The sequence below is a fragment of the Azospirillum sp. A1-3 genome, from assembly GCF_023806445.1.
GTDB lineage: Bacteria > Pseudomonadota > Alphaproteobacteria > Azospirillales > Azospirillaceae > Azospirillum.
This window is the reverse complement of record NZ_JAMSLU010000004.1, coordinates 103,268-117,450: the sequence shown is the minus strand read 5'-3', so window position 1 is coordinate 117,450 and position 14,183 is coordinate 103,268. Positions and strand designations below refer to the sequence as shown.

General features: G+C 68.1%; 13 protein-coding genes. 9 read left to right on the top strand and 4 right to left on the bottom strand.

What is annotated here, in order from left to right:
- The first annotated feature begins 13 nt into the window (after positions 1-13).
- From M5E06_RS21985 to M5E06_RS21965, 5 genes are all read left to right on the top strand, one after another.
- Complete coding sequence (locus M5E06_RS21985; RefSeq protein WP_252140010.1) at positions 14-937, top strand: AAA family ATPase; 924 nt, start codon at positions 14-16, stop codon at positions 935-937.
- Positions 938-944: 7 nt separating this feature from the next.
- The gene (locus M5E06_RS21980) at positions 945-2,159 is read left to right on the top strand and encodes a vWA domain-containing protein (RefSeq protein ID WP_252140009.1); all 1,215 of its coding nucleotides are present in this window, start codon (positions 945-947) and stop codon (positions 2,157-2,159) included.
- Complete coding sequence (locus M5E06_RS21975) at positions 2,156-2,485, top strand: XdhC family protein (protein WP_109155379.1); 330 nt, start codon at positions 2,156-2,158, stop codon at positions 2,483-2,485. The genes M5E06_RS21980 and M5E06_RS21975 overlap by 4 nt, the downstream gene beginning before the upstream one ends.
- Positions 2,482-3,198 (top strand): XdhC family protein, encoded by a 717-nt coding sequence (locus M5E06_RS21970; RefSeq protein WP_109155378.1) that lies wholly within the window; start codon positions 2,482-2,484, stop codon positions 3,196-3,198. Before M5E06_RS21975 ends, M5E06_RS21970 begins: the two co-directional genes overlap by 4 nt.
- A gap of 244 nt (positions 3,199-3,442) precedes the next feature.
- Positions 3,443-5,095, top strand: coding sequence for an NTP transferase domain-containing protein (locus M5E06_RS21965; protein ID WP_252140008.1), 1,653 nt, complete (start codon positions 3,443-3,445; stop codon positions 5,093-5,095).
- On the opposite strand, the gene M5E06_RS21960 is transcribed toward M5E06_RS21965, so the two are convergent.
- On the bottom strand, positions 5,052-5,750 hold the full coding sequence (locus M5E06_RS21960) for a type 1 glutamine amidotransferase (protein WP_252140007.1): 699 nt from the start codon (positions 5,748-5,750) through the stop codon (positions 5,052-5,054). The two genes, M5E06_RS21965 and M5E06_RS21960, sit on opposite strands and share 44 nt — an antisense overlap.
- Before the next feature lie 174 nt (positions 5,751-5,924).
- On the opposite strand from M5E06_RS21960, the gene M5E06_RS21955 reads away from it, so the two are divergent.
- From M5E06_RS21955 to M5E06_RS21940, 4 genes are all read left to right on the top strand, one after another.
- The gene (locus M5E06_RS21955) at positions 5,925-7,454 is read left to right on the top strand and encodes a bifunctional metallophosphatase/5'-nucleotidase (protein ID WP_252140006.1); all 1,530 of its coding nucleotides are present in this window, start codon (positions 5,925-5,927) and stop codon (positions 7,452-7,454) included.
- Between the two features lie 110 nt (positions 7,455-7,564).
- Positions 7,565-8,620: a hypothetical protein gene (locus tag M5E06_RS21950; RefSeq protein WP_252140005.1), complete on the top strand. Its 1,056-nt coding sequence runs from the start codon at positions 7,565-7,567 to the stop codon at positions 8,618-8,620.
- 5 nt (positions 8,621-8,625) lie between these two features.
- Positions 8,626-9,624 carry a hypothetical protein gene (locus M5E06_RS21945; protein ID WP_252140004.1) on the top strand — a complete coding sequence of 333 codons (999 nt, stop codon included), beginning with the start codon at positions 8,626-8,628 and terminating at the stop codon, positions 9,622-9,624.
- 79 nt (positions 9,625-9,703) lie between these two features.
- Positions 9,704-10,426, top strand: coding sequence for a protein tyrosine phosphatase family protein (locus M5E06_RS21940; RefSeq protein ID WP_109154912.1), 723 nt, complete (start codon positions 9,704-9,706; stop codon positions 10,424-10,426).
- Positions 10,427-10,462: 36 nt separating this feature from the next.
- Here M5E06_RS21940 and M5E06_RS21935 read toward each other — a convergent pair whose 3' ends face one another.
- From M5E06_RS21935 to M5E06_RS21925, 3 genes are all read right to left on the bottom strand, one after another.
- Positions 10,463-11,119, bottom strand: coding sequence for a YitT family protein (locus M5E06_RS21935; protein WP_286208925.1), 657 nt, complete (start codon positions 11,117-11,119; stop codon positions 10,463-10,465).
- A gap of 285 nt (positions 11,120-11,404) precedes the next feature.
- On the bottom strand, positions 11,405-12,382 hold the full coding sequence (locus M5E06_RS21930; protein WP_252140002.1) for a pyridoxal-phosphate dependent enzyme: 978 nt from the start codon (positions 12,380-12,382) through the stop codon (positions 11,405-11,407).
- Positions 12,383-12,763: 381 nt separating this feature from the next.
- The gene (locus tag M5E06_RS21925) at positions 12,764-14,170 is read right to left on the bottom strand and encodes a sensor domain-containing diguanylate cyclase (RefSeq protein ID WP_353654355.1); all 1,407 of its coding nucleotides are present in this window, start codon (positions 14,168-14,170) and stop codon (positions 12,764-12,766) included.
- Positions 14,171-14,183 lie beyond the last annotated feature (13 nt).

Genomic DNA, 14,183 nt, shown 5'->3' with positions numbered 1-14,183 from the left:
TCCAAGGCCGTCCATGACCACCCCCCTCCCCGCCTCCGTCGACGACACGCTGGCGCTTCTCACCCGCGGCTCCTACGTCGCGGACCGCTCGCTGGCAACGGCGCTGTTCCTGGCGCTGAAGCTGAAGCGCCCGCTGTTCCTGGAGGGCGAGGCCGGTGTCGGCAAGACCGAGATCGCCAAGGTCCTGTCGGCGACGCTCGGGCGCAAGCTGCTGCGGCTTCAATGCTATGAGGGGCTGGACGCCTCGTCCGCCGTCTATGAGTGGAACTATGCTCGCCAGATGATGGAGATCCGGCTGGCCGAGGCATCGGGCGGGCAGGACCGTGAATCGCTGGCTTCCGACCTGTTCTCCGAGCGCTTTCTGGTCAAGCGCCCGCTGTTGCAGGCGTTGGAGCCGGACCTCGCCGGGCCGCCGGTGCTGTTGATCGACGAGTTGGACCGCACCGACGAACCGTTCGAGGCCTATCTGCTGGAGATTCTGTCGGATTATCAGGTCTCGATCCCGGAATTCGGCACCGTCCATGCGCCGGAGCCGCCGATCGTCATCCTCACCTCCAACCGCACCCGCGAGATTCACGACGCGCTGAAACGGCGCTGCTTCTACCATTGGGTCGATTACCCCAGTGCCGCGCGGGAGCGGGAGATCCTGTCGGTCAAGGCGCCGCAGGCCGATGCGCGACTGGCGGCCCAGGTGGTCGGCTTCGTCCAGACTCTGCGCGGCATGGACCTCTACAAGGCGCCGGGCGTGGCGGAGACGCTCGATTGGGCGCAGGCGCTGGTGGAACTGAACCAGTTGGAGCTGGAGCCCTCCGTCATCAATGACACGCTGGGCACGCTGCTGAAATACCAGGACGACATCGCCCGCATCCAGGGCAGCGAGGCGGCGCGCATCCTGACCCAGGTCAAGACCGAGCTGGCCGCCACCACCGCGCGCTGAGGCCGCCATGACGGACGACGCGCCGGTCGGTCGCCTCACCCTCAACCTGATGCATTTCGCCCGCGCGCTGCGCGCCGCCGGCCTGCCGGTCGGGCCGGGCAAGGTGTTGCAGGCGGTCGAAGCGGTGGAGGCGGTCGGCCTGTCCAACCGCACCGATTTCTATTGGGCGCTGCATGCCATCTTCGTGAACCGCCACGACCAGAGCGAGCTGTTCGACCAGGCCTTCCACGTCTTCTGGCGCAATCCCGACATCCTGAAGAAGATGATGTCACTGATGCTGCCGAAGGTGCGGACAGAGGCGCCCGACCAGCCGGAGATGGCGCAGCGCCTTGCCGAGGCCCTGCACGGCAGCGGCGCCGAACAGGAGGAGCCGGAGAAGACCGAGATCGAGGTCGATGCCTCCTTCACCGTCTCCGCCACCGAACGGCTGCAGGACAAGGATTTCGAGAAGATGACGGGGGAGGAGATGGCGCAGGCCAAGCGCCTGCTTGCCCGTCTCGCCCTGCCGCTGGCGGAGGTCACCACCCGCCGCTACCGCTCCGACCCGATGGGGCCGCGCGTCGATCCGCGCGCCACGCTGCGGCGGATGCTGCGCACCGGCGGCGACCTGTCGGACCTTGCCCGCAAGCGCCGCCGCACCCGGCCGCCGCCGCTGGTGGTCCTGTGCGACATCTCCGGATCGATGACCCGCTATTCGCGGATGCTGCTGCATTTCATGCATGCGGTGACCAACGACCGCGACCGGGTGTACAGCTTCGTCTTCGGGACCCGGCTGACCAACATCACCCGCCATCTGCGGCACAAGGACGTCGACGTGGCGCTGGACGCCGTGTCGGGGGCGGTCGCCGACTGGTCCGGCGGCACGCGGATCGGCACCGCGCTGCACGCCTTCAACCGGACCTGGGCGCGGCGGGTGCTGGGCCAGGGCGCGGTGGTGCTTCTCATTACCGACGGGCTGGACAGGGATGCAGGGGAAGGGCTTGCGGCAGAGGCCGATCGGTTGCACAAAAGCTGTCGGCGGCTCGTCTGGCTGAATCCTTTGTTGCGCTGGGAAGGCTTCGCGCCGAAATCCTCGGGCATCCGGGCGCTGCTGCCGCATGTGGACGATTTTCTTGCGGCCCACAGCCTGAACAGCCTCGCGGATCTGGCCGGTGTCCTGTCGGCCGATGGTCCGCGTCGGAGCCCGGGCTTGCGCCGCTGGTTGAAGGAGGCGGCGGGATGAACGACACCCTGATGGCGGACAACATCGTGGAGCAAGCAGCCGCATGGCGCGCCGCCGGCCGCAGGGTGGCCCTGGCGACGGTCGTGTCGACCTGGGGCTCCTCGCCGCGCCCGGTCGGCAGCCAGATGGCGGTCGATGACCGTGGGTCGATGGCCGGGTCCGTGTCCGGCGGCTGCATCGAAAGCGCCGTGGCGCACGAGGCCGCCAAGTCGATGGAGGACGGCGAACCGCGCCTGCTGTCCTTCGGCATCACCAACGAAATGGCCTGGGAAGTCGGGCTGGCCTGCGGCGGGCAGGTGCAGGTCTATGTCGAGGCCGTGGAATGAAACGCGATATTCTGGACCGGCTGCTCGCGGCGAAGGCCGCAGCGATCCCAGCCGCCCTGGTGACCGATCTCAACACCGGCCTCCAGACCCTGGTTTACGAGGACACCGTCCATGGCGGCTTCGGGCTTGAATCCGACCTGCTGGACGAGGTGCGCCGGCGCATCCGCCAGGACCGCTCCGGCCTGCTGGTCGATCCGCAGGACGAGGACGGCTTCCGCCTGTTCGTGCATGTCCACAATCCGGCGATGCGGCTGCTGATCGTCGGCGCCGTGCACATCGCCCAGGCGCTGGCCCCGGTGGCGGCGCTGACCGGCTATGACGTGACGGTGATCGACCCGCGCGGCGCCTTCGCGACCGAGGCGCGCTTCCCCGGCGTCAAGCTGAACCACCTGTGGCCGGACGAGGCGCTGGCGGAACTGAAGCCCGACGCCCGCACCGCCGTGGTCACCCTGACGCACGACCCCAAGCTGGACGACCCGGCGCTGGTGACGGCGCTGCGCTCCCCCGCCTTCTATGTCGGCGCGCTGGGCAGCAAGCGCACCCATGCCCTGCGCCTGGACCGCCTGCGCGACGAGGGGCTGAGCGAGGCCGAGGTGAAGTGCATCCGCGGCCCGGTCGGGCTGTCGATCGGCGCCGTCACCCCGGCGGAAATCGCGATAGCGATCATGGGGCAGATCACCTGCGTGCGGCGGGGGGAGAATCATCCCTGCTGAGGGGAGTGGTTGCAGCGGGTGCCCCCTCCCCATCCCTCCCCCGCTTTGCGGGAGAGGGGGTAGAATGCTTGGCGGAGTTCTGCGCGGAGCGGCGGCAGTCCCCTCTCCCGCGAAGCGGGGGAGGGTTAGGGAGGGGGCATCGTCAGCTGATACCTCCGCACCCCATACCTTCCGCCCATTGCCCGGCTCCGGACCGGTCGCCATATCCGTGGGCATACACCGACCGTGCCCTTCCGGAGCCCCCATGTTCTTCGGCCCGCTTCCCCTGTCCGATGCCGAGGGCGCGATCCTCGCCCATTCCCTGCGCCTGAGCGGGCTGGCCTTCAAGAAGGGCCGCCGGCTGTCGGCCGATGACGTCACCGCGTTGCGCGACGCCGGCATTTCGGACGTGATCGCCGCCAAGCTGTCCGACAGCGACATCGCCGAGGATGCCGCCGCCACCCGCATCGCCGCCGTCGTGGCCGGCGGCTCCGTCCAGGTCGCCGCCGCCTTCACCGGCCGGGTCAACCTGTTCGCCGAAGCGCATGGGCTTCTGCGCCTCGACCCCGCCCGCATCGACGCCATCAACGAAATCGACGAGAGCGTCACCATCGCCACCCTGCCCGACTTCGCTCCCGTCGAGCCCGGTCAGATGCTGGCCACCGTCAAGATCATCCCCTTCGCCGCTCCCACCGCCGCCGTGGAGCAGGCGGAACACATCGCCACCGACGGGCCGCCGCCGCTGGCCGTCCTGCCCTATCGCCCACTGTCGGTGGCGCTGATCCAAACCCGGCTGCCGGGGGTGAAGGACAGCGTGCTCGACAAGACCGTCAACGTCACACGGGAGCGGGTCGAAGCGCTCGGCGGCACGCTGATCCATGAGTCGCGCTGCGACCATGACGAGGCGGCGCTGGCGGCTGAGATTGCGGCGATGCCGGCGGCCGACCTGCTGCTGATCGCCGGCGCGTCGGCCATCACCGACCGGCGCGACGTGCTGCCGGCGGCCATCGAGCGGGCCGGCGGCGTGGTGGAGCATTTCGGCATGCCGGTCGATCCCGGCAACCTGCTGCTGCTGGCCCGTCGCGAGGGCAAGCCGGTGCTGGGGCTGCCGGGCTGTGCGCGCTCGCCCAAGCTGAACGGCTTCGACTGGGTGCTGCAGCGCATCGCCGCCGGCATTCCGCCGAGCCGAACCGAGGTGATGCGGATGGGCGTCGGCGGGCTGCTGGCCGAGATTCCGACACGGCCGCTGCCGCGGGCGGGTGTCTCGACCGAGACGCCCCGCGCGCCGCGCGTCACCGCCCTGGTGCTGGCCGCCGGCCGCTCCAGCCGCATGGGGCCGACCAACAAGCTGCTGGCGGAGATCAACGGCGCGCCGCTGGTCGCCCGCGCCGTCGACGCAGCCCTGGCCTCGCAAGCCGCCAACGTCATCGTCGTCACCGGCCATCAGGGGGAAAGTGTGGCGCGGGCGTTGGCCGACCGGCCCGTCACTTTCGTCCACAATCCGGCCTTCGCCGAGGGGCTGAGCAGTTCCTTGCGCGCCGGTCTGGCGGCGGTGCCCAGCGAATCCGATGCGGTGGTGGTGTGTTTGGGCGACATGCCGCGGGTGGCGTCCGCCGTGATCGACCGGCTGATCGCCGCCTACAGCCCGGTGGAAGGCCGCGCCATCTGCATTCCCACCACCCACGGTAAGCAGGGCAACCCGGTGCTGTGGGACCGCGCCTTCTTCACGGAAATGGCGACTCTGACAGGGGACGCCGGGGCGAAACGGCTGATCGGCCAGCATGCCGACCGGCTGTGCGAGGTGCCGGTGGACGATGCCGGCATCCTCTACGACGTCGACACCCCCGACCTGCTGGCCCGTTTCACCGAAACGGTCAGCGCGCCAGATCCAGCCAGCGCCGGGTCATCGCGCGGGTGAAGCGCTCCGCCACCGGCAGGTGGGTGGCGATCGAGTTCTCCAGACCGTGCAGCATTTCGGCGTTGCTTTCGCGCGCCTCCTCCCGGATGCGCGAGGCCCAGCCGCGCAGGATGTCGCCGGTGGCCTCGGGGTGGAACTGGAAAGCGTAGGTGGCGCGGCCGAGGCGGAAGGCTTGACGGTCGCAGGCTTCGCTGAAAGCCAGCGGCACCGCGCGGTCGGGAAACTCGAAGGTGTCGTAATGCCACTGGGCGAGGTTCAACTCCGGACCGAAGCCGCCCAGCAACGGGTCGTCCTGGGCACCGTCGGTCAGGCTGACGCGATGGATGCCGAGTTCCGGCGTGGTGTGGCGGTAGACCTTGGCGCCATAGGCGCGGGCCGCCAGTTGCGCGCCCAGGCAGATGCCCATCACCGGCCGGTCGGCATCGGTGAAGTCGCGGATCGTCTCCATCACCCGGCCGAAATGCGGCCCCTTCTCGTCGTTCCAAGCATCCTGCGGGCCGCCCAGCACGACGAGGCCGGCATAGCCGTCCTTGTCGGGGATCGCCTCGCCTTCGTTGGCGGCGATGGTGTGGAGGGTGGCGCCGTTGTCGGTCAGCGCATCGCCCACCAGACCGATGGGAGCGGTTCGGCTGTTCTGAACGACCAGGATGCGCATGGGTCTGCTCGGCTCGCGTCGTTGGTAAGGCTGTCATGAAGTTGTGAGACCGTCGCAGGCGGAGTTCAAGCCGCAGCCGCTCCCGACCGTATGCTCCGCGCCGCAAAGCCGCTATGCGCGGCGGGGCAAAGCTGGTCTAGAATACGCAGGCATGACATCGAAGGTCCGCTCTCCATGCTGTTCCGTTTCCGCCTGATCGCCGCTCCAGTGTTTGCCGTTATCCTGGGTGCTGCCCTGCCCGGTTGGGCGCAAAACGGCACGCTGACCTTCCTGCACGTCAACGACGTGTACGAGATCGCGCCGGTGAAGGGACAGGGCGGCTTCGGGCCGCTGATGACCCTGCTGAAGCGCGAACGCGCCGCGGCCCCCGATGCGATCACCACGGTGGGCGGCGATTTCCTGTCGCCGTCGCTGCTGTCGGGCACGACGCGGGGCGAGCAGATGATCGCGCTGTTCAACGCCATCGGCGTCGATGCGGTGACCTTCGGCAACCATGAATTCGACTTCGGCGCCGACACGCTGAAGCAGCGGATGGCCGAATCGAAGTTCCCCTGGATCGGCAGCAATGTACGGTCAGCCGACGGCTCCGCCTTCGCCGGCACGGTGCCTAGCTGGACCAGGACCATCGACGGCATCACCGTCGGCTTCCTCGGCCTGATCACCCCCGACACCGCCCGCCTTTCCAGCGCCGGGCCGGGCCTGAGCTTCTCTCCGGTGCTGGAGACGGCAGCGTCGACGGTGAAGGAGTTGCGGGCCAAGGGGGCGTCGGTCGTGGTGGCGCTGACCCACCTGACCATCGCGGAGGACCGGGAACTGGCCGCCAAGGTCAAGGGCATCGACCTGATCCTGGGCGGCCACGACCACGACCCGATCAGCTTCTATGAAGGCTCCACCTTGATCCTCAAGGCCGGGCACGACGCGCAGTATCTCGGCGTGGTGAAGCTGGCGGTCGAGACGAAGGATGCTGGCAAAGGGGACGCCGGCAAGGGGCCGGCGACCACCACCGTGCCGACGGAGTGGCGCTTCGTCACCACCGCCGGCGTCGCCGCCGACCCGCAGGTGGAAGGGGTGGTGGAGGGCTACACCAAGCGTCTGGACACCGATCTGGCCACGGTGATCGGCACCACGACGACGGACCTCGACAGCCGCAAGGACGTGGTGCGCAGCCGCGAAGCCAGCATGGGCAACCTGATTGCCGATGCCCTGCGCGACGCGTTGAAGGCCGATGTCGCCATCACCAACGGCGGCGGGATCCGCGCCGACGCGCTGCACCCCGCCGGCTCCAAACTGACCCGCAAGGACATCTTCGCCGAGTTGCCCTTCGGCAATGTCGGGGTGCTGGTGGAGATTTCGGGACAGGACCTGATCTCCACCCTGGAACATGGCGTCAGCAAGGTGGAGGAGAAGGCCGGCCGCTTCCCCCAGGTGTCCGGCCTGACCATGACCTATGACCCCAAGGCCCCGGCCGGACGGCGGGTGACCTCGATCATGGTGGGTGGCAAGCCGCTGGACCCGCAGGCGACCTACCGCGTCGCTACCAACGATTACATGCTGAAAGGCGGCGACGGCTATGCCGCCTTCCCGCGGGCGAAAGTCATCGTCGATGCCTCGGGCGCGGTGTTGCTGGCGACCATCGTGATGACTTACGTCGAGGCCAAGAAAACGGTCGCGCCCGCGGTGGAGGGGCGGATCGTGGCAAAATAACGCAGTGGCCGGGACATTATAGAGCCCGGGGGCGACACTCCGTTGCGCGCGGCCGGCGTTTCCATCTAGGGTAATCCGTCCGTTCTACATCCGCGCCGAAGGCTGCACGCATGTCCGACACCCTGACCGCCCGCTCCAACGACTTCGCCCAGACCTTCAACACCGCCCATGGCGAGGCGGGGCTGGGCCGGGTGTCGATCGCCCATATCCTGCAGCGCATCCAGTCCGACCCGAACTTCCTGTTCAGCGACGACTTCCGCAAGGGCGCCGGGCAATGCCCGTTCCATGCCGGGAAGGCCGAGGGAACGGCGGACGGTGCGGCCTCGAGCCCACAGGCCATTCCCCAGGACGACGCCGACAAGGTGGCGGTCAACAGCCTGCTGGCCCTGCTGTTCAACCGGCTGCGCGACCACATCGCTGGCCACCTTCCCTTCGATGCGGATGGCCGGCCGATGCTGCCGATCCCGCCGCGTTCGCCGCACGGGCTGGACCCGGCCGACCGCACCGCCATGGCGGCGGCGGCGGCGGACGTCTTCTGCTCCGTCCTGCGCGACGCCACCTGCCACCTGCTGGACGGGCTCATCACCGGTTGGGCCGTCGATCTGGTGCGTGAGGAGGAGTATTTCCGCTCCCAGGGCTCCGGCGAGATCTCGCTGGAGGCGGCGGCGACCTTTGTCCTGCGCACGCTGCTGGAGCATTCGCCGCTGTACCAGCGCGCCGGATACGACATGCTGTCGATCACCAAGACCGGCAGCCACACCGCCATCCACATCTGCTGGGCGATGGTCGAGGCCGCGCCGCTGCTGGTGCCGGGGCGTGATGCCGCCTTCTACGACGACCTCGTCCACCGCAGCCTGAAGCAGATCGTGCCGCTGTCGATGGCCAGCCTGGGCATGCTGGTCCATTACATGGAGGAAAGCGGGATCGAGCCGGCCGACGGGCTGGCCGTCCACCGGCTGCCCAAGGACCAGACGGCCTTCGTGCTGGACGCCAACGGCCTGATCCGGCTGAACGCCGATCCAATCGTCACCTTCGCCAAGCCGGGCGAGCGCTATTACACCGGCTGCCCGGCCTTCTACACCACCAACCTGATCAAGCTGTATCTCGACATCGTCGCCGGGCTGGCGCTCGACTACGGCGTCTACGACCGCCTGCAGGAGGGCTGAGCCCGATGGCCCGCACCAACGACTTCGCCCTGACCTATGCCGGCGCGCATGAGGAAGCCGGGATGACCCGGATCAGCCTCGCGCCGATCCTGCACCGGATCGCCGAGGAGCCGGCGTACCTGCTCAGCGAGGAGTTGCTGACGCTGGCCGGCCACTGCCCGGCCCATGCCGACACCCGCAAGGAGGATTTCGAGAAGGTCGCGATCAACACCCTGCTGGGATTCCTCTATGTCGATCTGCGGGAGCACATCATCGCTCGCATGCCGCTGGACGAATCCGGGCATCTGGTGCTGGCGACCCCGCCGGACTCGCCGCACGGGCTGGACTTCGCCGATCCCGACGGCATGGCCGCCGCCGATCCCGACCGCATGGTCGGCTTCCTCCGCGATTCCGTCTGCCATCTGCTGGACGCCATCATCAAGGATTGGGCGATCAAGGTGATGGTGGAGGAGGACCGCTGCCGGACGGAAGGCACCATCACCGACATGGCCGCCGCCGGCTATGTGCTGGGGCGCGAGTTGCAGAAGTCGGTGCTGCACGGGCCGTCCGGCTACGACATGCTGTCGATCACCAAGACCGGCAGCCACACCGCGCTTCATGTCTGCTGGAATCTGGTGGAAGCGGCGCCGCTGCTGCGTCCGGGGCTGGAGGCCGCGGCCTATGACGACCTCGCCCGCCGCAGCCTGAAGCAGGTTCTGCCGCTCGCCATGGGCAGCCTGGGCATGCTGTGCCAGTTCATGGCGGCGGGAAAGATCGAGGCCGACGACCATCAGGCCATCCACCCGCTGCGTCCCGACCAGTCGGCCTTCCTCTATGATCCGGACAAGGATCTGATCGTCCTGAACACCGACCTGATCGAACCGACCGCGATGGCGGGGGAGCGTCATTACACCGGCTGCCCGGCCTTCTACGCAAACGGTCTGATCAATCTCTACATGGAAATCGTGCTGACGCTGGCGGCGCAGTACGGCATGTATGTCCGCCTGCAGGACAGGGTCGCCTGACGCTTTGGCGTGATGGGGTTCTTGACGGAACGCCGGCCATGCCTATGTTGGCGTTCCGTCAGAGTCGGAAGGTTTGGAGTTGGCGAAGAAAAGCACCCTGCGGGCGGTCACCACCACCGCGCTGGCCGACGCGATCAAGCGCGGCCGCAGCCGCATGGCGACGCCGTGGCAGCGGGCGCTCGGCCATCTGGAAAGCGTGTTCATCGACCACGCCTGTTTCCGGCTGATCTATTCCAACACCTATCGCATCTCCCCCAACATGTACCGGGCGAGCCAGCCCTCGCCGTCGCACATCGCGATGGCGAAGCGCAATGGGGTGAAGACGATCCTGAACCTGCGCGGCTCGCGCGACTGCGCCTCCTACATCCTGGAGGCGGAGGCCTGCCGTGCTCATGGGCTGGAACTGGTCGATTTCCCGGTGAACTCCCGCGACATGCCGAAGAAGGAGACCCTTCTGAAGGCGCGCGAGCTGTTCAAGACCATGACCTATCCGGCGCTGATGCACTGCAAGTCGGGCGCCGACCGCGCCGGCTTCATGGCGACGCTGTACCTGTTCGCCCACGAAGGCCAGCCGCTCGACCAGGCGATGAAGCAGTTGTCCTGGAAATACGGCCATTTCAAGCAGGCGAAGACCGGCATCCTCGACTACTTCTTCGAACTCTACGCCGCCTACAATCAGAAGCGCCCGATCGCCTTCTGGGACTGGGTCGAGCGCGTCTATGATCCCGTGGAGGCCAAGGCGAGCTTCCGGTCGCGCGAATGGGCCGATGCGGTGGTCGACCGGGTGCTGGGCCGCGAATAGGGCGGCCCGCTCCCCTCTCAGCGGGCCCCATACTGTTTACCGGGCAACGTACCAGTCGGCGCGGTGGTTGAAGGCGACGAAGGCGTTCAGCACCGCCGCACCCAGGATCGACGCCAGCAGCGCCGGCCATTCCAGCACGAAGGCGGCGGCCGAGAATACCGCCAGATCGAACAGCGCCTGCAGCCAGCCGGCGCGGAAACCGGTCTTCTCCTGCAGGTAATAGGCGAGGATGCCGACACCGCCGCCGCTGGCGCCGTGGCGGAACAGCGCGATGACGCCGATCCCGACGCAGAATCCGGCCAGCACCGCCGCCACGTAAGGGTTGATGGCGCTGAAGCTCATCATCGTCGGCAGCAGACCGGACAGCAGGGCGATGCCGGTCACCGCAATCAGCGACCTGATGGTGAAGCCGACGCCGATGCGGGCCAGCGCAAGGAAGTAGAAGGGCAAATTGACCAGGAAGAACAGAGGTCCGAACTCCACGCCCGTCGCGTAGGAAATCACGAAGGCCAACCCCGCCGCCTGCCCGGTGACCAGCCCGGCGGCATGGAGAATGGCAATCCCGAACGACGTCATGACAACGCCGAACAGTTGACCTTGCAAATTGTCAAAGACACTGTGCGCCGCAAGCGGGCGCTCGTAAGTGACCGATGCAGCGGATGACGAAATGGTCGAGGCGGAATTGTTCGTCATGCCAGCTACCCCTTGGCGTCGCCTGTGTGTTTACACGCGAGCATCAACATAGGTCATTTCTGCTGACCTATCCATACTTCGCTTCGGCGAAGAGGGCGGCTATGCGATTTGCGGGGGAGCGGCCGGTGGGTGGTCCTTTGGTACCAGCCGTTTTGCCCTCTCCCTAACCCTCCCCCGCCAACGCGGGAGAGGGGACTGCCGCCGGCTTGGCGCGTGCTCCCTCTCCCGCAAAGCGGGGGAGGGTTGGGGAGGGGGCAAGAGGTCGCCGCAATCGCAAGTCGGGAATCACGCCGCCAATGTCCGCGCCAGCGTATCGCCGTCCACGTTGCGCCCGGACAGCACCGCCACCGTCCGCCCGGTCCGCCCAAGCCGGCCGCCCAGCACAGCGGCGACTCCGGCGGCGCCGGCCCCTTCCGCTACCACGCCGAAGGACCGGTGCAGGGCGCGCATCGCGGCGGCGATTTCCGCCTCCTCCACCTCGACCACCCGGTCGACCAGCGTGTTTACGATGGCCTGGGGCAGCTTGCCCAGCGCATGGACGTTGATGCCATCGGCCAGCGTCGGGCCGCCGCGTCGGGCCAGCCGTACGCCGATCACCCGCACCCACGGGCGCTGCGCCTTCACCGCGGCGGCCACGCCGGCCAGCAGCCCGCCGCCGCCGACCGGCACCACCACCGTGTCGACGTCGGGCCGGTCGGCCAGGATCTCCAGCCCGACCGTCCCCTGTCCGGCGATCACATCGGGATCGTCATAGGGGTGTAGGAAGGTCAGCCGCCGCTCCGCCGCCAGTTCCAGCGCCTTGCTCTTCGCCTCGCCCACCGTGGCGCCGTGCAGCACCACCTCGGCGCCCAGTTCCGCAGTGCGCTCCACCTTGCAGCGGGGGGCCGTCTCCGGCATCACGATGGTGGCCTTCACCCCCAGCCGGGCGGCGTGCAGCGCCACCCCCTGCGCATGGTTGCCGGCCGACATCGCCACGACCCCGCCAGCCCGTTCCGGCGCCGTCAGCCGCAGCAGGCGGTTCAGCGCGCCGCGCTCCTTGAAGGCGCCGGTGGCCTGGAACACCTCCGCTTTCAGCCACAGATCGCGGTCGAGCGTCGGGGCATGCAGCAGCGGCGTGCGAACGATCTGGCCGGACAGCCGCCGGGCCGCGTCGGTCACCGCCGACAGCGGCAGCCAAGCCGGCAGACGGTCTTCGGGGTCGTGGTGCTGGACAGGAGCGCAGACAGAGAGGGTGCGCGCGGCATCGGCATGCGCGGTGAACATCGCGAAGTTCCTCGACGAACGAATTTTTGGGTAGGACGGGCGTGCCCCGGACCGCTTCAGCGGACCGGGTGAATAATTCGCGCCGAGCCACACATTCGCTCACCGAGACGGACGCCGTTGTTCGACGCCGCAACAGCGGTCAGACGATTGGACTTCTCATGAACCGGATTGAGGGCTCCGGGGACCACAGGGTGCAGCGACACGCCACACACTCCACACGACCAGTGAACACGAACGCGGCAACTCTCCGACGCTTCAGAGCGCCGGGCCGGTAATTCGCATTCGCATGGTGTCGGTGGTGTTCATAGGATCTGCATACCCGTTGCCGTGGCGGCGGTCAAGCCGCCATCGTGCAAAATGTCGCAGGCCAATGCCCGGCACTCAGGCCACCTCGACCCGGTTCCGCCCGGCCGCCTTGGCCCGGTAGAGCGCCTGATCGGCCCGGCCCAGCACGCTTTCGACCGTATCCTCCAGCGGACGCACCTCGGTCAGGCCGAAGCTTCCGGTCAACTGGAAACACCGGCCATCGGGAAGCTCGATCGCCATCGCCGCCAATCCGCCGCGCAGCCGCTCCGCGATCGCCGCACCGCCGGTGCGCGTGGTCTCGGGCAGCAGAATGGCGAACTCCTCCCCGCCGATGCGGCCGATCTGGTCGCTGCCGCGCAATTGGCTGCGAATCTCCTCGACCACCCTGCGGATGGCGACGTCGCCGGCGGCATGGCCCAGCTCGTCGTTGATGCGCTTGAAATGGTCGATGTCGAGCATGACGAGGCAGGTGGTCGCGGCACCCCGCCCGTCCACGATCCGATCCAGCAGCTCCAGGATTTGGCGGCGGTTGTGGGCGCCGCTCAACGGATCGGTGGTGGCGAGGCGGTGCAGCTCATGCTCCATCCGCCGGCGCTCGGTGATGTCGGTGGCGATGCCGATCACCCCGGTCTCCGTTCCGTCGGGGGCGGTCAGCGGACGCTTCACCACCAGCAGTTCCCGCGTCCGCCCGTCCGGTCCCTCCACGCTCGATTCGAAGGAGAAGGCCCCCGTGCCGGCCGGCATCGGTTCGGACGCGGTCCGGCGGTCGGCGGACCATTCCATCCCGTCGGCTGCATTGGGAAACAGCTCGCGGAAGGCACGGTTGCACAGGGCATACCGGCCGGCGGCATCCTTGTACCAGACCGGACTCGGCATCATCTCGACGAGGTTCTCGATGAAACGGCGCTGCCCGTCGGCCAGCGCGGTCTGCCGTTCCAGTTCCGCCGTGCGTTCGGCGACGCGGCGTTCCAGCGACTGGTTCAGCGTCTCGATGGTGACGAGATCGCGCCAGCTGCGCACCGCGCCGACCAGACTGGTGAACAGCTTCTGGGCGGTCAGCTCCGCCTTGCTCTTATAGTCGTTGATGTCGTAGGCGACGATGGCCTCGCGCTCCGGCGCCTGTCCGGGCTGGCCGGTGCGCAGGATGATGCGGATGTGGCGGTTGCCCAGGTCGCGCCGGATGTGATGGACCAGATGGAGTCCGGCATCCTGCGTCTCCATCACCACGTCGAGCAGAGCCACAGGCAGATCCGACCGCTCGGCGAGGATTTCCCGCGCCTCCGCCGCAGAAAAGGCGCTGACGATGGCGAAGCGCCGGCCTTCGAACTCGAAATCCTTCAGCAGCACGCGGGTCATCGCGTGCACCTGCTCGTCGTCGTCCACCACCAGGATCGGCCAGGGGGCGGCGGCCACGGATTGCCGTTCCGGCACCGTGCCGGGGTCTTCGTCCTCGAACATCAGGTCATCGGGAGACGCGTCCACGGTCGGGACTTGC